The organism is Bacteroides sp. ET71 (assembly GCF_023336905.1).
Classification (GTDB): domain Bacteria; phylum Bacteroidota; class Bacteroidia; order Bacteroidales; family Bacteroidaceae; genus Bacteroides.
Genome location: NZ_JAMBLS010000025.1, coordinates 13,991 through 32,160, shown reverse-complemented (window position 1 = coordinate 32,160; position 18,170 = coordinate 13,991). Strand labels below are relative to the sequence as shown.

The 18,170-nt window shown below is 53.4% G+C and carries 17 protein-coding genes; 10 read left to right on the top strand and 7 right to left on the bottom strand.

Annotated elements, in window-relative coordinates; genetic code table 11:
• Positions 1–42: 42 nt before the first annotated feature.
• The 10 genes from metA to murI all read left to right on the top strand — a co-directional run bounded on the left by metA (position 43) and on the right by murI (position 12,060).
• Positions 43–960, top strand: a complete 918-nt coding sequence (metA, locus tag M3090_RS11980; protein WP_249056546.1) for a homoserine O-succinyltransferase — start codon at positions 43–45, stop codon at positions 958–960.
• On the top strand, positions 957–2,804 hold the full coding sequence (locus M3090_RS11975) for a peptidase U32 family protein (protein WP_249056544.1): 1,848 nt from the start codon (positions 957–959) through the stop codon (positions 2,802–2,804). The genes metA and M3090_RS11975 overlap by 4 nt, the downstream gene beginning before the upstream one ends.
• Positions 2,788–3,810 carry a hypothetical protein gene (locus M3090_RS11970; RefSeq protein WP_249056542.1) on the top strand — a complete coding sequence of 341 codons (1,023 nt, stop codon included), beginning with the start codon at positions 2,788–2,790 and terminating at the stop codon, positions 3,808–3,810. Before M3090_RS11975 ends, M3090_RS11970 begins: the two co-directional genes overlap by 17 nt.
• Positions 3,811–3,920: 110 nt before the next feature.
• Complete coding sequence (ribD, locus tag M3090_RS11965) at positions 3,921–4,970, top strand: bifunctional diaminohydroxyphosphoribosylaminopyrimidine deaminase/5-amino-6-(5-phosphoribosylamino)uracil reductase RibD (protein WP_249056540.1); 1,050 nt, start codon at positions 3,921–3,923, stop codon at positions 4,968–4,970.
• A gap of 135 nt (positions 4,971–5,105) precedes the next feature.
• Entirely contained in the window at positions 5,106–6,470 is a 1,365-nt protein-coding gene (locus M3090_RS11960) for a DUF6242 domain-containing protein (RefSeq protein ID WP_249056537.1), read from the top strand.
• 85 nt (positions 6,471–6,555) lie between these two features.
• The gene (locus tag M3090_RS11955) at positions 6,556–7,293 is read left to right on the top strand and encodes an isoprenyl transferase (protein ID WP_249056534.1); all 738 of its coding nucleotides are present in this window, start codon (positions 6,556–6,558) and stop codon (positions 7,291–7,293) included.
• A gap of 32 nt (positions 7,294–7,325) precedes the next feature.
• Entirely contained in the window at positions 7,326–9,968 is a 2,643-nt protein-coding gene (gene bamA, locus M3090_RS11950) for an outer membrane protein assembly factor BamA (protein ID WP_249056532.1), read from the top strand.
• Positions 9,969–9,995: 27 nt separating this feature from the next.
• The gene (locus M3090_RS11945; RefSeq protein ID WP_249056530.1) at positions 9,996–10,511 is read left to right on the top strand and encodes an OmpH family outer membrane protein; all 516 of its coding nucleotides are present in this window, start codon (positions 9,996–9,998) and stop codon (positions 10,509–10,511) included.
• A 120-nt stretch (positions 10,512–10,631) separates the two neighbouring features.
• Entirely contained in the window at positions 10,632–11,138 is a 507-nt protein-coding gene (locus M3090_RS11940; protein ID WP_249056528.1) for an OmpH family outer membrane protein, read from the top strand.
• 82 nt (positions 11,139–11,220) lie between these two features.
• Positions 11,221–12,060 carry a glutamate racemase gene (gene murI / locus M3090_RS11935; RefSeq protein WP_249056526.1) on the top strand — a complete coding sequence of 280 codons (840 nt, stop codon included), beginning with the start codon at positions 11,221–11,223 and terminating at the stop codon, positions 12,058–12,060.
• Between the two features lie 5 nt (positions 12,061–12,065).
• Here murI and M3090_RS11930 read toward each other — a convergent pair whose 3' ends face one another.
• From M3090_RS11930 to M3090_RS11900, 7 genes are all read right to left on the bottom strand, one after another.
• A complete protein-coding gene (locus M3090_RS11930) occupies positions 12,066–12,455 on the bottom strand; it encodes a rhodanese-like domain-containing protein (RefSeq protein WP_249056523.1) in 390 nt (129 codons plus the stop codon).
• Between the two features lie 197 nt (positions 12,456–12,652).
• Positions 12,653–13,336, bottom strand: a complete 684-nt coding sequence (locus tag M3090_RS11925) for a hypothetical protein (RefSeq protein ID WP_249056521.1) — start codon at positions 13,334–13,336, stop codon at positions 12,653–12,655.
• 4 nt (positions 13,337–13,340) lie between these two features.
• On the bottom strand, positions 13,341–14,483 hold the full coding sequence (locus tag M3090_RS11920) for a 1-acyl-sn-glycerol-3-phosphate acyltransferase (RefSeq protein WP_249056520.1): 1,143 nt from the start codon (positions 14,481–14,483) through the stop codon (positions 13,341–13,343).
• A 20-nt stretch (positions 14,484–14,503) separates the two neighbouring features.
• Positions 14,504–15,481, bottom strand: a complete 978-nt coding sequence (locus M3090_RS11915) for a D-alanine--D-alanine ligase (protein WP_249056518.1) — start codon at positions 15,479–15,481, stop codon at positions 14,504–14,506.
• Positions 15,478–16,542, bottom strand: a complete 1,065-nt coding sequence (locus M3090_RS11910; RefSeq protein WP_249056516.1) for an RluA family pseudouridine synthase — start codon at positions 16,540–16,542, stop codon at positions 15,478–15,480. Before M3090_RS11910 ends, M3090_RS11915 begins: the two co-directional genes overlap by 4 nt.
• Positions 16,543–16,616: 74 nt before the next feature.
• On the bottom strand, positions 16,617–17,267 hold the full coding sequence (locus M3090_RS11905; protein ID WP_249056514.1) for a PASTA domain-containing protein: 651 nt from the start codon (positions 17,265–17,267) through the stop codon (positions 16,617–16,619).
• 64 nt (positions 17,268–17,331) lie between these two features.
• Positions 17,332–17,997 (bottom strand): hypothetical protein, encoded by a 666-nt coding sequence (locus M3090_RS11900; RefSeq protein WP_249056512.1) that lies wholly within the window; start codon positions 17,995–17,997, stop codon positions 17,332–17,334.
• Positions 17,998–18,170: the final 173 nt, after the last annotated feature.

Sequence of the window (18,170 nt, the reverse complement as noted above, 5' to 3'; positions counted from 1 at the left end):
TCTTTACGGGCCGAAATCATCAAAAAAGGAAGAGACAAGCACATGCCACTTAAATTACCCGACCAACTGCCTGCCATCGAACTCTTGAAGCAGGAAAACATATTCGTAATGGACACGACGCGTGCCACGGGACAGGACATCCGCCCGCTGCGCATAGCCATACTCAACCTGATGCCGCTGAAGATAACGACCGAGACAGACTTGGTGCGCCTGCTCTCGAACACGCCGCTCCAGGTGGAGATTTCGTTCATGAAAATCAAAAGCCACACGCCCAAGAATACCCCGATAGAGCACATGAAGGCGTTTTACACCGACTTCGAGCAAATGCGCGAACAACGCTACGACGGGATGATAGTGACCGGTGCTCCCGTGGAACAGATGGACTTCGAACGGGTGACGTACTGGGACGAGATTACCGAGATATTCGACTGGGCCCGGACGCACGTCACGTCGACGCTCTACATCTGCTGGGCGGCACAGGCAGGCCTGTATCACTTCTACGGCATCCCGAAATATCCACTGGAGAAGAAGATGTTCGGCATCTTCCCCCACCGCGCCCTGCAGCCCCTGCACCCCATCTTCCGCGGCTTCGACGACGTGTTCTACGTGCCCCACAGCCGCCACACCGAAGTCAGGAGCGAAGACATCCTGCGCGTCCCCGCACTCACCCTCCTGTCGGAATCGCCCGAAGCCGGCGTCTACCTGGTCATGGCGCGGGGCGGGCGCGAGTTCTTCGTCACCGGCCATTCGGAATACTCGCCCCTGACGCTGGACGGTGAGTACCGCCGCGACCTGGGCAAAGGCCTTCCCATCGAGATGCCCCGCAATTATTACGTAGACGACGACCCTGCCAAGGGAGTGTTGGTGCGCTGGCGTGCGCACGCCAACCTGCTGTTCAGCAACTGGCTCAACTACTTCGTCTACCAGGAGACGCCCTACGACATCAACAACATCCAGTGATGAAACCGCGCGCCATCGAACTCCTCTCGCCCGCCCGCAACCTGGACTGCGGTCTGGCTGCCGTGGACCACGGTGCAGACGCTGTCTACATCGGCGCAGCGCGTTTCGGCGCCCGGGCGGCGGCAGGCAATTCAATAGAAGACATAGCCCGGCTCGTAGACTATGCGCACACCTACTATGTCCGCATCTACGCCACCGTCAACACGCTGCTGCGCGACGACGAGCTCGCCGCGACCGAACAACTGATTCACCAGCTCTGGCAGGCAGGCGTAGACGCACTCATCGTACAAGACATGGGCATCACCCGCCTCAACCTGCCCCCCATCCCCCTGCACGCCAGCACGCAGATGGACAACCGGACGGTGGAGAAAGTGCGTTTCCTGAGCGAAGCAGGCTTCCGCCAAGTGGTGCTGGCGCGCGAACTCTCGCTGGACGACATCGCCCGCATCCACCAGGCCTGCCCGCAGACGTCGCTCGAAGTCTTCGTGCACGGAGCGCTCTGCGTCAGTTACAGCGGGCAGTGCTACGTCAGCCAAGCCTGCTTCGGCCGCAGTGCCAACCGGGGCGAGTGCGCCCAGTTCTGCCGCCTGCCCTTCAACCTGGTGGACGCCGACGGACGCACCATCGCCCGCAACAAACATCTGCTGTCGCTGAAAGACTTGAACCAAAGCGAGCGGCTGGAACAGTTGCTGGACGCCGGAGCCTCGTCGCTGAAGATAGAAGGCCGGCTGAAAGACGTCAGCTACGTGAAAAACGTGACAGCCGCCTACCGCCAGAAGCTGGACGAGATTCTGGCCCGACGACAGGAATACGTCCGTGCCTCGTCGGGCACCTGCCGATACACGTTCCGACCGCAGTTGGACAAGAGCTTCAGCCGCGGCTTCACGAACTACTTCCTGGACGGGCGCACGCGCGACATCGCCTCGTTCGACACACCCAAATCGCTGGGCGAGGAGATGGGCACGCTGAAGGAGCAACGCTCCGGCTGCCTGACCGTGGCAGGAGTCAAGCCTTTCCACAACGGCGACGGGCTGTGCTACCTGGACGAACGGGGGCAACTGCAAGGTTTCCGCATCAACCGCGTGGAGGGCAACCGCCTCTACCCCGCCCTGCCAGCCGGACAAGTGCCCCGCATCGCACCCCGCACCCCGTTGTACCGCAATTTCGACCAAGAGTTCGAACGCCTGCTGGCGCGTCCCTCGGCCGAGCGTAAAATCCGGTTGCACTGGCGGTTGTGGGAGACAGCCACGGGCTTTGCCCTCGGTGCCACCGACGACGAAGGGCATCGCGCCGTCTTGTCTTTCCCTTACGACAAGCAACCGGCCCGCACCCCGCAGGCCGCCAACATACGTGCCCAACTAGCCAAGCTGGGCAACACACCATTCGAGGCACAGGACGAAGCCGACGTGGAGCTGACAGCCGAATGGTTCCTGCCCTCGTCGGTACTGTCCGACTGGCGCCGACAGGTGGTGCAACGGTTGCTGGACGTCAGGCGCATCGGTTACCGGCGCGAACTGTCACCGCGGCATGAAACGCACCATCCCTACCTTGCGGACTCGCTCACCTATCTGGGCAACGTAATGAACGGACAGGCACGGCAGTTCTACCTGTCGCACGGCGTGCACCGCATCGCCCCGGCCTACGAAGCACAAGCGGTCCCCGAAGCCGCGCTGATGTTCTGCCGCCACTGCCTGCGCTTCAGCATGGGCTGGTGCCCCACCCACCAGAAAGGCCGCAGCCCTTACCGCGAACCTTATTACCTGGTATCGACCGACGGACGACGGTTCCGCCTGTCGTTCGACTGCAAAAATTGTCAGATGAAAGTCTATGCGGCGGAACAGTAAACACAAGCACCCGACGGCATGCACCAAAAGCCAGGCGACAGGCACACGTATTCCGAAAGGATGGCTCTGGTGGCTCCTGCTGCTGGCCACCGTCTCGTGCCAATACAGCACCCCCACCTTTCCCGCAGACACAGCCCCCCGCGCGTGCGACTCGCTGACCTACCTCTACGAACGGCATTACACCTGGAACACCAACCTCGTGCTGCACGCCGACTCCATCCGCCTGGCAGGCCTTCCGCTGAAGGAAAGCTATCACACGCTGAAACGCGGGGACCGCGTGGTAGTGGCCGAGTTTAACGTACACCCCAACGACACGGTGGACAGCATCTGGGTGAAACTGGCACACACGCAAGAGATACAAGGCTGGCTGCGCGAATGTGACATGAAGCAAGCCTTTGTGCCCGACGACAGCATCTCGGAGGCCATACACCTGTTCAGCCACACGCACACGCCTTACTTCATCAGCGTGCTGTCGTTGTTTGCCGTCTTCTGGTTAATACGCATGTGGCGCCGCAGGCCGTTGTGGTGGAAAGGATTCAAAGAGATGGACCCCGTCTACCCCTTGCTGCTCTGCCTGCTGATGGCTATCACTGCCACCCTGTACGAGACGATGCAAGTGTACGTGCCCGACATGTGGGAACACTTTTACTACAACCCCACGCTCTCTCCTTTCCACGTCCCGTTGCTGCTAAGCCTGTTCCTGTCCGGCTTTTGGCTGTTCATCATCGTCCTCGTCGCCACCGTCGATGTGCTGTTCCGTCGGCTCACGCCCATCTCCGCCGTTTACTACCTGCTGGGGATAGCCTCCAGTTGCATCTGCTGTTACTTCTTCTTCATCCTGACAACCCGCATCCGAATAGGCTACATTTTCCTGACAGCCTTCGTCCTTGTGTTTCTGCACTGCCTCTACCGTTCGCTCCGCACAGTGCGCTATCGATGCGGAAACTGCGGCAACCAACTGACACAAAAAGGCATCTGCCCCCATTGCGGAACGTTAAACGAGTGAGCGAAAGGAAGAACGTTTCTTCGCAGTCTCCAAATTAAATCGTACATTTGCGCGGCCAAGCCAAGCGGCCGCCACCTTCATGCAGGAACAGTATTTACAGAATAAGGAATATGGAAGAAAACGAAAAATACATGCGCCGATGCATCCAACTGGCGCGCAACGGGCTGTGTCAGACAGCCCCCAACCCCATGGTAGGCGCCGTTATCGTGTGTGACGGACGCATCATCGGCGAAGGCTACCACGTGCGTTGCGGAGAAGCCCATGCCGAGGTAAACGCCATCCGGTCAGTGACAGAACCATCACTCTTGCGACGTTCCACGCTATACGTCAGCCTGGAGCCTTGCTCACACTACGGGAAAACTCCCCCGTGTGCCGACCTCATCATCGAAAAGCAAATCCCCCGCGTCGTAATAGGATGCCGCGACCCCTTCCCCAAGGTTTCCGGACGCGGCATACAAAAGTTGCTGGACGCCGGATGCGAAGTGACCGTAGGAGTCTTGGAAACAGAATGTAGGCAACTGTTGCGGCGCTTCATCACCTTCCACACCTTGCACCGCCCCTACATCACGCTGAAATGGTCCCAATCAGCCGACGGGTTCATCGACATCAACCGGACGGGCGGAACGCCAGCCCAACTGTCTGATACCTACACCCTCATGTTGGTGCACAAAAGACGGGCAGAACACAGTGCCATCCTGGTAGGCACACGCACGGCATTGTTAGACAACCCCAGTCTGACAGTACGCCATTGGTACGGTCCTTCACCCGTCCGCATCACCATAGACAGGCAAAACACCTTGCCCTCAGACCTACACCTGTTTGACGGACGCGCACGCACACTGGTCTTCACTGAAACACCACATGCCGAACAGCCGGGAGTGGAATATATCCAGGCCGATTTCAACCAACCACTGCTGCCCCAACTGCTGGAATCGCTTTACCAGCGGAACCTGCAATCGCTGCTGGTCGAAGGTGGTGCCACCACCCTGCAAACATTCATCGATGCCGGCCTTTGGGATGAAGCCTTCGTCGAAACAGCCCCGGAATGTCTGCACGACGGCGTGGCCGCTCCAGTGTTAAATAGAAAAAAAATTGCCTGCACAGAGCAGCATTTCGGCAGGTTCATTCGTCATTATTGGGAACGCGAAGATTGGCTATAAGCCTCATTAGCCAAGAGTTTATCGTGGAAATCGGTTATTTTATCTATAATTTTGTATAAAACTTCGTTCGAAAGAGGCATATCGCAAAAATTGTTCCTATTTTTGCAACTTGTAAATAAACACTAACAACAAAGAATGAGAACGAGATTTCTATCAGCTATTATAAGCTTTCTGCTGGTATCAATAGCCTTAGGCTCCTGTTTGGATTCAGAAGAAACAACGGCATACAGCTCGGATGCAACCATACATGCTTTCAGTCTTGAGACCATACACGGAGTGGACTATAAGTTTGAAATAGACCAATTAAACAACCTCATATACAACCTGGATTCCATGCCGGTCGATGCTGATACTCTTATCGACAGTATCCAAATAGACCAAATCAGCGTAGCATGGACCGTAACATCCGCAGACACAGTACTGAACACAGAAGCTTATCACAACCTGCTCCCTGCCATGAATGCCACGGGAAGCGAAGGCATCAAGCTGAAAGTGTATGCCCCCGATGGCGTTACCACACGCGATTATACGCTACAAATCCGTGTACATCGTCAAGACCCGGATTCGCTGATGTGGACACGGATGGACCGCGAAGGAGACCCCATATCGCAGACAATCAACCAAGAAGGACAGAAAGTTGTCATACTGAACGATGAACTCTTGCTGTACACGTCCACTTCCGAACTTTACCGCACATCAACAGCGCCGGGACAATACGGATGGAGCAGGCAATTGGTAACAGGTCTGCCAGAAGAAGCAGACATTACCACGCTCACCAACTTCAACGACAGGCTTTACATTCTGGCAGAAGGCGCAGTATATAGCTCCGACATCACCGGCACAAGCTGGGAAGAAGTGACGGGTCTGAGCGGTAACGTCCTCTCCCTTTTGGCCAACATTCCTTCGAACGACATAACCGGGAGGGCTGCTACATTGGCAGGAATCCGCCTCAACGAAGCAGGAGCACAAGAGTTCTGTACTACCACCGACGGTCAATCCTGGACTTCAGGCAATGCTGTTCCGGAAGGTTTTCCCACGCAACATATCTATTATGCCAACTATACAACGGGTAGCCGTGTCGGACAGACAGTCATAACCGGCATGCCACGTAGCAACGAAGAAAAAACGATTCCTTGGATGACTGCTGACGGCACAGATTGGGCTGCCTTGGAAACTAATACGGAAAACGCTTCATGCCCCGACATGGACAATCCTTTCATCATGCGCTACAACAACCGCTTTTACATTTTTGGCGGCACTATGGAAGATATTTACGAATCAGAAACAGGCATTGCTTGGCAGGAAATCGAGCGTAAGTTCTTACTGCCGCCATCATTTGCAGGAAAAACGTCTTATACCGTCGCTGTGGACCACACCCCTCAAGGAGTTACGGCAGTTGACGAGAAACGAGACTTCATTTGGGTGATATTTGGAGGGAACGGAACCGCTACAGAAGTATGGCACGGAAGGCTCAACAAGTTAGGATTTGAAAGAGAATAACAAACCGGATGCCAACAAAGCGACCTACACATATATATAATAAGGAAACAAGCCGTCGGGCATAAACGTAGTAACGAAGGAAACAATGTCATATAAAGAACAAATAGATGCGAACCGGATACCCCAACACGTTGCCATCATCATGGACGGGAACGGGCGATGGGCCAAACAGCGTGGACGCGAACGAAGCTTCGGGCACCAGGCAGGCGCAGAAACCGTTCATGTCATTGCGGAAAAAGCCGCACGGTTGGGGATAAAGTACTTGACACTATACACGTTCTCTACTGAAAATTGGGGACGTCCGGCCGAAGAGGTATCAGCATTGATGCACTTGCTTTTCGACTCCATCGAAGAAGAGACATTTATGAAAAACAACATCCGTTTCCGCGTCATTGGCGATACAGAGAAATTGCCCAAGCAAGTCTGCGAACGGCTCAATTCCTGCATTGAACACACGTCAGGAAATACGGGCATGAGCCTGGTTCTGGCTTTAAGTTACTCGGCTCGCTGGGAAATAACAGAAGCAGCCAAACAAATAGTGCAAGCTGTCCAAAAAGGAGAACTCTCGGCCGAGGAAATCAACAGTGACATATTCGCGCGCTATCTAACCACAAACTTCATGCCCGACCCCGATTTGCTGATCCGTACGGGAGGCGAGTTACGCCTGAGCAATTACTTACTGTGGCAGTGCGCTTACTCCGAGCTTTACTTTTGTGACACTTATTGGCCCGACTTCCAAGAAGAAGAGTTTTGCAAGGCCATCTGCGATTATCAAAAAAGAGAGCGTCGGTTCGGCAAAACCAGTGAACAAATTAGTGAATAACCAACGACTATAATAAAATAGAGAACAAAAAGATGCACGAACGTATTTTCGCCATAGTTATAGTAGTTTTTGGCTTGTTTGCCAGCACGATTAAAGGACTTGCCCAGGAAGTTGCAACAGACAGTGCGCAAACAGAGACGCCGGTAATTTTGTATTCCGGTACGCCTAAGAAGTTCGAAATCGCAGATATTAAGGTAGAAGGAGCAGATAACTACGAAGACTACGTTATTATAGGATTGTCCGGTTTGTCTAAAGGACAAACTATCTCGATACCGGGAGAAGAAATCACGCAAGCTTGTAAGCGCTACTGGCACCACGGCTTATTCTCGGACGTCAGCATCACCGACGACAAAGAAGAAAACGGGAAGGTTTGGCTAACCATTCATTTGACCATGCGGCCCCGCGTGTCCGACATTCATTATTCCGGAGTGAAAAAATCGGAACGCCAGGACCTGGAAGAAAGAATCGGCATGATTAAAGGAGGACAAATCACCCCGAATATAGTAGACCGTGCAGAAACGCTTATCAAACGTTACTTTGACGACAAGGGCTTTAAGAATGCGGAGGTCTTCATCAACCAGAAAGACGATCCGGCCAACAAGAACCAGGTCATCGTAGACATCCAGATAGATAAGAAGGAGAAAGTCAAGGTGCATCATATCGAGATTGTCGGCAACAAGGCTTTGACGACCAAGAAGCTGAAACGTGTGATGAAAAAGACCAATGAGAAGGGCAAACTCCGCAACCTGTTCCGCACGAAGAAATTCGTGGAGGAGAATTACGAAGCCGACAAACAGCTCATCATCGACAAGTATAACGAATTGGGTTACCGCGACGCCATGATTGTAGAAGACAGCGTCAGCCCTTATGACGACCGCACGGTGAACGTCTTTATGCGGATAGAAGAGGGGCAAAAATACTACTTGCGCAACATTACCTGGGTGGGCAACACGCAATATTCTTCCGACCAACTGGACTATATGTTGCAGATGAAGAAAGGTGACGTCTACAACCAGAAGCTGTTGAACGACCGCCTCACTAACGACGAAGATGCCATAGGCAACTTGTACTGGAACAACGGTTATTTGTTTTACAGCCTCGACCCTGTGGAAGTAAATATAGTGGGCGACTCCATTGACTTGGAGATGCGCATCTACGAAGGACGGCAGGCCACTATCAACAAGGTGATGATCAGCGGAAACGACCGTTTGTATGAGAACGTGGTACGACGCGAACTGCGCACGCGCCCCGGACAGTTGTTCAGCCGTGAAGACTTGATGCGTTCGTACCGTGAAATTGCCCAGATGGGACACTTCGACCCGGAACAAATCAACCCGGACGTACAGCCGCGCCCTGAAGATGGGACGGTGGACATTGACTATCAATTGGTGTCCAAGGCCAACGACCAAGTGGAGTTCTCCGCCGGTTGGGGACAGACGGGTATCATCGGAAAGCTGAGCCTGAAGTTCACGAACTTCTCCCTGGCCAATCTGCTGCATCCGGGCGAGAACTACCGAGGCATCTTGCCGCAGGGCGACGGACAGACGTTGACCATCAGCGGACAGACCAATGCACGCTATTACCAGTCGTACAGTATCTCGTTCTACGACCCCTGGTTCGGAGGCAAGCGCCCGAACGCGTTCTCCGTCTCGGCATTCTATTCGAGACAGACCGACATCAGCAGCCAATACTATAACGACGCGCTGTACAACAACTTCTACAACAGCTATTACAGCGGCATGTACGGCTACGGCATGTACAATTATGGCAACTACTTGAACTACGAGAACTACTACGACCCGGACAAGTCTGTGCAAATGTTCGGACTGGCCGTGATGTACGGTAAGCGCTTGAAGTGGCCGGACGACTACTTCCAGTTCACCGCAGAGTTGTCGTACCAACGCTACATCTTGCGCGACTGGCAATACTTTATGGTGACGAACGGCAACTGCAACGACCTGAGCCTGAACCTCACGCTGTCGCGCAGTTCTATTGACAACCCCATCTATCCGCGTACGGGTTCGGAGTTCTCGCTGTCCTTGCAGCTCACGCCTCCCTACTCGCTGTTCGACGGTAAGGATTACAGCCAGTACGACCAGAATAACCAGGAAGACATCAACGCCATGCAGAAGTGGGTGGAATACCACAAATGGAAATTCAAATCGAAAGTCTATATACCGTTGCTCGACCCGTACACCGTGAAGCGTACGCCCGTTATCATGGGACGCGTAGACTTCGGATTGCTGGGACACTACAACAAATACAAGAAATCGCCCTTCGGCACGTTCGAAGTGGGTGGTGACGGCATGACCGGTTATTCTACCTATGGCACGGAAACCATCGCTCTGCGCGGATATGAAAACGGCTCTCTGTCCAGCTACGGCCGTGAAGGCTACGCCTACGCACGCTTGGGCATCGAGCTGCGCTATCCGTTGATGTTGGAGACCAGCACCAGCATTTACGCCCTGACCTTCGTCGAGGCCGGTAATGCCTGGCAAGAGGTGGGCGACTTCAACCCGTTCGACCTGAAGCGCTCGGCCGGTGTCGGTGTGCGCATCTTCCTCCCGATGATTGGCATGATGGGTATCGACTGGGCGTATGGTTTCGACCGCGTCTATGGAAGCCGCGAATACGGCGGCAGCCAGTTCCACTTCATCCTGGGACAAGAATTTTAACGGACACACTTAACCCATACTCAAGTTATGAAAAAAAGCTTTTTAATTGCCTGTGCGCTATTCGCAGCCAGCCTGACGGCACAAGCGCAACGCTTCGCCCTGATAGACATGGAATACATCATGCAGCACATCCCTGCCTACGAAAGCGCGAACCAAGAGATTGAACAATCGTCCAAGCAATGGCAAGACGAAGTGGAGAAGTTGGCGGAGGAAGCCAAATCCATGTACGAGAGTTACCAGAAAACGGCCTCATCGCTGACCGATGACCAACGCACGGCCAAAGAAAAGGCCATTGTGAACAAAGAAACAGAAATCGCCGAACTGCGCCGCCACTATTTCGGGCCGGGCGGAGAGCTGGCCAAGCTGCAAGAAGAACTGATGCGTCCCTTGCAGGATGCCGTCTACAACGCCGTCAAGGAGATTGCTACGGAGAAAGGTTACGCCGTCGTCACAGACCGGGCTTCGGCAAGCAGCATCATTTTTGCCTCGCCCGAGATAGACATCAGCGACGAGGTACTGGCACGGTTGGACTATGCCAACTGAGCCGGACACCTGCCGTAAGGAACGTTTTTAGTAAAAATAAGCACACCCTGCTTTGCCGTTGCAGGGCTTTGTGTTATATTTGCACCACGTAACAATTAATCATTCAAATAAATAAAGAGTATGCTAAAGAAAATCGCACTTATTGCTGCAATGTTTGCCCTGCCTTTGGCAGTGATGGCGCAAACAAAATTCGCCCACATGAATTCGCAAGAGGTCATCACCGTAATGCCTGAATTCACCAAAGCACAAGCCGACCTTGACGCTATGGCCAAACAGTATCAGGACGAGATGCAAAGAACAGAAGAAGAGTTCAACAAGAAGTACCAGGAGTTTCTGGCACAAGCCGACTCACTGCCTCAGAACATAGCAGAACGCCGCCAAAAGGAATTGCAAGACATGGCCCAGCGCCAGCAGCAGTTCCAGCAGGAAGCACAACAGTCCATGCAGAAGGCACAACAAGACGCCATGACCCCCATCATGCAGAAGCTGGACGCCGCCGTACAGGCAGTGGGACAGGCTGAAGGCGTGGTCTACATCTTCGACGTGGCCCGCACACCCGTGGCATACATCGGCAAAGAAAGCATCGATGTGACCGCCAAAGTCAAAGCTCAACTGGGCATCAAATAACTTCACACAAAAATCTTTAACGCCTCTCCGCCGTTGCTTTCCCCTTGAGAGGAAGCCGGCAGAGAGGCTTTTCTTTTTCTACATGCCACATTTCCCTTCCCTTCCCGGCCCCATCGGGGTGTTCGACTCCGGCTACGGAGGACTGACCATCTTGCGGCAAATCCGCGAAACACTCCCCGCCTACGACTACATCTATCTGGGTGACAACGCCCGCACCCCCTACGGGACACGCTCGTTCGAAATCGTGTACGAATTTACCCGCCAGGCCGTGGTTCGTCTTTTCGAAATGGGATGTCCGCTGGTCATACTGGCCTGCAACACGGCTTCGGCCAAGGCGCTGCGCAGCATACAGATGAACGACCTGCCCCGGATGGACGCTTCGCGCCGCGTGCTGGGGGTGATACGCCCCACGGTGGAAAGCATAGGTGCTGTCACACAGACGCGCCACGTCGGCGTGCTGGCCACGTCGGGAACCATCAAATCCGAATCCTATCCGATGGAGATTCACAAACTCTTCCCCGACATCACCGTCTACGGGCAGGCATGCCCCATGTGGGTGCCGCTGGTAGAGAATGACGAGGCACACGGCCCCGGCGCCGACTATTTCGTACAAAAGTACATCGACGAGTTACTCCGGAAGGACGAACGCATCGACACCGCCATCCTGGGCTGTACGCACTACCCGCTGCTGTTGCAGAAGATTCGGCACTACATGCCCCGCCGGGTACACATCGTGACGCAAGGAGAGCTTGTGGCCGACAGTCTGAAGGACTACCTCCGCCGCCACCCCGAAATGGACGCCCGCTGTACGCGAGGCGCCACGTGCCGCTACCTGACCACGGAAGCCGAAGAGAAGTTTGCCGAATCGGCCTCGCTCTTCCTGAATCGGGCCGTAGAAGTGAAACGCATCCTGCTGGAGTAAGCCTGCTACTTTTCCACCGGCTGCCCCGCCTGCTGCCAACCGTTGAAGCCGCTTTCCAGCTCGAAAACTTCGTAACCGGCCTTGCCCAGCATCTCGGCAGCCTTCTTGCTGCGCTTGCCGCTACGGCAATAAAGAGCCACGGGATGGTCTTTGCTCAGCAAAGAATCGGCCATGACGGCAAACTGCTCATCCAAGACGTTAATGTTAAGGCTCCCGGCAATGTGACCTTCGGAATACTCGGCCATGGTACGCACATCGAGGCGTTGCACCTCTGGGTCGGCAATGACGGCACAAAAATCATCCACCGGAAGGCTCTTATAAGGCTGGTCCTGCTGTTGGCACGAGCAAAAAAAGGGGAAAAGAAATCCCACGATAGCCAAGTTCATTTTTATCATTCGAATCATATTAAAACAAATTTCCTGTTCAGTGCCCCGTCTCATACCCATAGCCGGAAAGGCATAGTCCGGCACAGTTTTACGGGCGACGGGCAAGAAGCGCACCCGCCACGCGGACGAAGCGCGGCCCTCGCCCGGAAGAGACAAGGCCGTTGTTCGGACAAAGCACGTCCCCTGTCCGCAAGCTGCCCGACGCCTTAGCGGACGCGATAATCAAAGCCATAAGTCTCCGTCTCGCCGTTATAGTTGCACAGGTTGAAACGGATGCCCAACGTCTCTACCCCGTCAGCAACGTAAGGCCAGAGCGGAACGGACAGATAGGCGCGGCGCGTGTAATACTGCGGGTCGTCGGCAGCATCGTGATAAAGCGTCACATCCACTTCGCGACGGGTTCCGCCGTCCAGGTCCTCCACCCGGTCTTCCACAAAATGAAAGGCATGGCTGCCTCCTCCCGTCTTGATTTCCAACACCACGTTCAGGTAATCCAGACCCAGCCAGATGCTCAACACCGAAGCGGGGTCGTTCTTCACTCCCTCCTCGAAAGATTCGGCAGGAAGAGGCACAGGCGACACCGCAGTCTGGGCAGCATACAGACGGGCACCCAGGCTACCGTCGGCCGCCTCTTCGCGGGCGTAATTGGCCACAATGCGCAACGTGGTGTCGGCCGCCTGACCGGGTGCAGACACGCTGTTCAGCACGGGCAAAGTCACACCGTCATCATCCGTCACCGTTTCCAACCGGCCATCTGCACCGCTCTGCGCCGTCAGATAGTCCTGGCTGATGTCGGGATAATGGTAGTCATCGTCGCCGCACGACGCACCCAGCAACAGGAAAAGGAGCGACAGAACGTGCCATCGGATGCTGTAACAGTCTTTCTTCATCCGATTACACACTTAGTTGATTACGCAAAGGATTGGCATACATCAGCAGAAGTTTCTCGCGCAAGAAGGGTTCGTCCTTGTCCGGCAAGTCGATACGGGCCAACTGGCCGTCCACATAGTCGGAGAAGCGTTGCTTGTCCTCCAGCGTGTAATGCGCGGCAAAATGGTTGCTTCCTTCCAGCAAGTCGGCGGCCACGTAGTTGTTGGGGTACAGGCGATAGTTGGCAAAGATACCCTTGTCCACCAGCTCGGCCACCCGCACAAAGAGTTCCTGCTTGGGCAGCGAACGGTCCAACTCGTCCAACTGCTTAGTAAGACATTCCGCCGTACACAAGTGCACGCGCCCCTTATAGCCCATCAAGCCCGTCTGCATGTTCAGCAAATCATCGGCCGTCGTTTTCTTATAGTCAGGGTTGTCACGCTTTTGCTGGAATTCTTTCGCTTTGAGGAAGTCGCACGGGTCATATTCATAGGAAATGGCCAGCGGCACGATATTCATCTCTTTCAGGCGGCTGACAATGTCTCCCTCACCTGCCATGGCAAACATCTTCAGAATACTTTCCTGCGTCCGGTCGTTCGAGTCCTTTGCACGCCCTTCGCGCTGGGCAATCCAGATAGACTGATGTTTGTCACAGATGGTATGGTGCATGTAGCGTGACATCCGCGCAGAAGACTCCAGCATCTGCCGCATGGACAATGCCCGCTGCACGATAAACGATTTGTTGATGCGCACCAGCTTCTTAATCCAAGGGTATATCAGCAGATTGTCTCCAATGGCAATCTCCACCGTGTCCTGCCCCTGCTCTACCAGCATCAAAGACAAGAAACCGGAGTCGAGCACGATGTCGCGGTGGTTGGACACGTAAGTGAAGGCCCGTCCGTCGGGAGTACCCTGCGCCTCGTTGTTCAGTGTCACGCCCTGCGTCGTTTCTTTAATGATTTTCTTCAAGAAATCATAGCAAAAGCTCACTTGAAAATCCAGCTTGGTCTTGCACGTACGCATCTTGGCAGCCAGCATCTCAAAAGGAATACCGGGCAATGCAAGCTGAACCACTTGGCGGAAAGCCGGGTCGGCAATCAGTTCGTCGTAGACGGCGGGGAGTTCCTCGTCGTAATAAGGTCTGATTTCATCAAATTCTTCGTTCATGGCAGATGGATTTAGTTTGGTTAAAGGAAACTGTCTTCTATGATGTCTGTCAACACATGCTTCAATTCCAGGCCGGCGGCACGCACCTGCTGGGGAATAAAGCTGGTTGCCGTCATGCCGGGCGTGGTGTTCACCTCCAGCAGATTGATTTTCGTCCCTTCGGTGATGATGTAGTCCACACGGATGATGCCCTTGGCTCCCACGATGTCATAGATGGCAGAAGTAAGTTTCTGCACGCGGTCGCGCAACTCGTCGGGGATGCGGGCCGGAGTAATCTCGTCCGAATCGCCGCAATACTTGGCATCATAGTCGAAATACTCGTGGTGCGACACCACCTCGGTGATGGGGAAAACGGCTGCACTGCGTCCTGTCTTATAACAGCCGCAGGTAATCTCCGTCCCTTGCATAAATGCTTCGACGAGCACTTCGGGCGCCTCGGCAAAAGCCTTGGCAATGGCAGGCTGAATCTGAGCCGGTGTCTTCACCTTGGTCACGCCGAAACTGGAACCGCCCAGGTTGGGTTTGATAAAGCAGGGAAGACCGATTTTCTGCAACACGTCTTCGTCCGAGATGCTTTGCCCGCGACGCAACAGCAACGAGTCGGCAATGCGCACGCCGAAACCTTTCAAGAACTGGTTGCAGACAAACTTGTCGTAGGTAAGCGACGAAGCCAGCACGCCACAACCCGAGTAGGGCAGGCGGAGCATGTCGAAATAGCCTTGCAAACGACCGTCTTCGCCCGGCGTTCCGTGGATGATGATATAAGCATAATCGAAAGAAGTCTTTTGCCCGTTATAAGTAAAGCTGAAGTCGTTGCGGTCAATAGGCGCCGTACCTCCGCCGGGCAACTGCACGTGCCAGTCCGTGCCGTGCAATACGACAATATAAGGAATATACTTGTCCTTGTCTAAGAAGGACTCAATGCCTTGCGCACTGCGCAGGGAAACTTCATACTCGGAGGTGTCTCCTCCTGCCACGATGGCAATGATACGTTTCATTCTAAGTCTCTGTTACTGATGTAGCCCCGCCATTTGTCTATCAAGGCGGCCATATCAGGGGGAATGGGCGTAGTAAAATCCATTTCCTCGCCCGTGACGGGGTGTTTGAAACCCAGCGTCATGGCATGCAAGGCTTGCCGTGGACAAATGTCGAAGCAATTGTTTACGAATTGTTTATATTTGGCAAAACGGGTACCGCGCAGAATCTCGTGGCCACCGTATCGCAAGTCGTTGAAAAGTGTGTGTCCGATGTGCTTCATGTGGACACGTATCTGGTGCGTGCGCCCGGTCTCAAGGATGCACTCTACCAGTGTGACATAACCCAAGCGCTCCAGCACCCGGTAATGGGTGACAGCATGACGGCCTTCCCCTTCGGGCAAGACGGTCATCAACATACGGTCGCGCGGGTCTCTACCGATATTGGCAACAATGGTCCCTTCGTCCTGCTCCACATTGCCCCACACCAAGGCACGATAGCGGCGACGGGTTGTCTTAAGCAAGAACTGGTTGCCCAGGCAAGTCTTGGCCTCGGGTGTCTTGGCCACGACAAGCAATCCAGACGTATCCTTATCAATACGGTGTACCAAACCTACGTGCGGGTCGTTTGCATCATAACGGGGATTGTCCTTCAGGTGCCAGGCAATAGCATTGACCAGCGTGCCGTGCCAATTTCCATGCCCCGGATGTACGACAAGACCCGCAGGCTTGTTGACTACGATTACATCGTCATCTTCATACGCCACGTCCAAGGGAATATCTTCGGGAACAATGTCATTTTCATAGGGAGGGCGGTCCATCGAGAGCGTAATGACATCCAACGGCTTCACCTTATAACTGCACTTCACCGGCTTGCCATTGGCCAACACAAAACCTGCATCGGCTGCCTTTTGGATACGGTTGCGCGAGGCATTCTGGATACGGTCGAACAGGTATTTGTCTACCCTCACCATCTCCTGGCCTTTGTCCACCACCACGCGGAAATGCTCGTACAATTGGGCTGCATCGCTTGCGGTAGGCTCCAAGTCATCCAGTTCGTCATCCAATATCTCGTCTTGAACCATCTTTATCACTGAAGAACATTAAGGAAAAATAAAAGGAAATAAGACATGAAAGAGAAGAGAAAAGCGCGATTTCTTCAGAACCATGATTCATCGGCCGCACCACTTTCTTTCACCTCCTGAGATTCACTGACAGAATCAGTTGCCAATGTGTCACGGAACACTTCAGTAGACACCAAGCCATCCCCCACCACAATCGTGAGGAAAGCACCCTGAGGCACTTTTTCTTTCAATCCCAGCACACGTCCTTCAAACTTCACGCCATACACCCAGTCTTTGTCACCAGGCACCGTATCGTTAGGCATCAATTTGAAGCCAGCAGCCAACAAGCGTGCTTCTGCCTCACGCAAGGAGCTGTTATCCGCCACATCGGGCAAATCCACCAAAGGAACGTTGGTCGTATTGACCGTGAGATAAATGGTACGCCCCAGCTTCACCTTTTGATTCATGGACGGATTATATTCCAAAACACAGCCCGGCGGCAACGTTTTCACATAAGTAGAATCTGCCACAACGCTTTGCAAGCCTTGGGCAGAAAGAATCTTCTGAGCTTCGGACAATGGCTTGTGCTTCACATCGGGCACTACAACCGCCTCGCCGTGATGCGTGTATGAGTCCAACCACCTCAGTGTAGCAAACACCAGCAGTATCAGCACCACAGGCATGGCCAGGATATTCAGCCAAAAGAAACGGTTGGTGCGAAAAGAGAAGAATTCTTTTAGGGTCATAATTCAGTCAATGCAATTGGATTATACGGGCACAAAGATAGCATAAAAAATAGGAATAACAGCGCTATGATATTTCCTTTAATCTTTCAATGACATTTTCAACACTCGTGATAAACTGGTTTTCATTTTCATAGCAGGTAACAGCCAGCCGGCCTCCTTCATCAATGCCCTTATAGCCGACCCGTTTGTACCATTCAAGTTTGTCCACCATGTATTCACAATATCGAGGATTATCCAACATGCCAAAATGCTCCCAATGGAAAACGACGTTTGTCGCTGTATTCAGGATAGTAAAATCAGGGAACTTCTTACTGCTTGCAGCACACAACGGACGTTCATAATAGATGTCGAAGACCTCTTCCCGCAGCAATCGGTTCAATATATGCACTTCCTGCATGGAGCGCACCATCACTCCATTATTGGCTTTATAGATTTTTCCTTTGGAGAAAAACATACTCTTACTCAGGTGAAAAGTAGCCTTGACCGATTCTGGGTCAGCCTGCCGTTGCCTGGTTTTCGTGGGCGGATAAAAACGCCACTGATACATACATTTGTTACTCGTATCAACCTCCACGTTCGGAATGACCTGCTTCAAGATATTCTCATCGTGCATTTTCCGCAGGAAACGGCTGAACGCATATTTAGACTCAACCATCCGACTAAAGTCCGGCTGTCTCTTCAGGAAATCATACAGTTCTGTACTCCGTATGAGACGTGAATTAGCGGGCATGGAAAAATAGCGTTCAAGATGCTTCTTTATAATTTGCAAAAGAACTATACTTCGAGGTATTCCATTCATGGTCTTTATCAGATTAGTGATTTTACAAAGGTAAGAAATAGATTTTGTTATCCAACAAAGCACTTACATTTTAAGCCTGCAATGTACTTTTTATCCATGCAGAG

Bases quoted from the DNA above. Each gene is read 5' to 3' on its own strand.
- murI (WP_249056526.1), top strand. From the start codon at position 11,221: ATGCCACATTTCCCTTCCCTTCCCGGCCCCATCGGGGTGTTCGACTCC.
- ribD (WP_249056540.1), top strand. From the start codon at position 3,921: ATGGAAGAAAACGAAAAATACATGCGCCGATGCATCCAACTGGCGCGC.
- M3090_RS11925 (WP_249056521.1), bottom strand. From the start codon at position 13,336: ATGAAGAAAGACTGTTACAGCATCCGATGGCACGTTCTGTCGCTCCTT.
- M3090_RS11970 (WP_249056542.1), top strand. From the start codon at position 2,788: ATGCGGCGGAACAGTAAACACAAGCACCCGACGGCATGCACCAAAAGC.
- M3090_RS11930 (WP_249056523.1), bottom strand. From the start codon at position 12,455: ATGATAAAAATGAACTTGGCTATCGTGGGATTTCTTTTCCCCTTTTTT.
- M3090_RS11905 (WP_249056514.1), bottom strand. From the start codon at position 17,267: ATGACCCTAAAAGAATTCTTCTCTTTTCGCACCAACCGTTTCTTTTGG.
- M3090_RS11915 (WP_249056518.1), bottom strand. From the start codon at position 15,481: ATGAAACGTATCATTGCCATCGTGGCAGGAGGAGACACCTCCGAGTAT.
- M3090_RS11945 (WP_249056530.1), top strand. From the start codon at position 9,996: ATGAAAAAAAGCTTTTTAATTGCCTGTGCGCTATTCGCAGCCAGCCTG.
- M3090_RS11960 (WP_249056537.1), top strand. From the start codon at position 5,106: ATGAGAACGAGATTTCTATCAGCTATTATAAGCTTTCTGCTGGTATCA.
- M3090_RS11940 (WP_249056528.1), top strand. From the start codon at position 10,632: ATGCTAAAGAAAATCGCACTTATTGCTGCAATGTTTGCCCTGCCTTTG.
- M3090_RS11955 (WP_249056534.1), top strand. From the start codon at position 6,556: ATGTCATATAAAGAACAAATAGATGCGAACCGGATACCCCAACACGTT.
- bamA (WP_249056532.1), top strand. From the start codon at position 7,326: ATGCACGAACGTATTTTCGCCATAGTTATAGTAGTTTTTGGCTTGTTT.
- M3090_RS11900 (WP_249056512.1), bottom strand. From the start codon at position 17,997: ATGCCCGCTAATTCACGTCTCATACGGAGTACAGAACTGTATGATTTC.
- M3090_RS11920 (WP_249056520.1), bottom strand. From the start codon at position 14,483: ATGAACGAAGAATTTGATGAAATCAGACCTTATTACGACGAGGAACTC.
- M3090_RS11910 (WP_249056516.1), bottom strand. From the start codon at position 16,542: ATGGTTCAAGACGAGATATTGGATGACGAACTGGATGACTTGGAGCCT.
- metA (WP_249056546.1), top strand. From the start codon at position 43: ATGCCACTTAAATTACCCGACCAACTGCCTGCCATCGAACTCTTGAAG.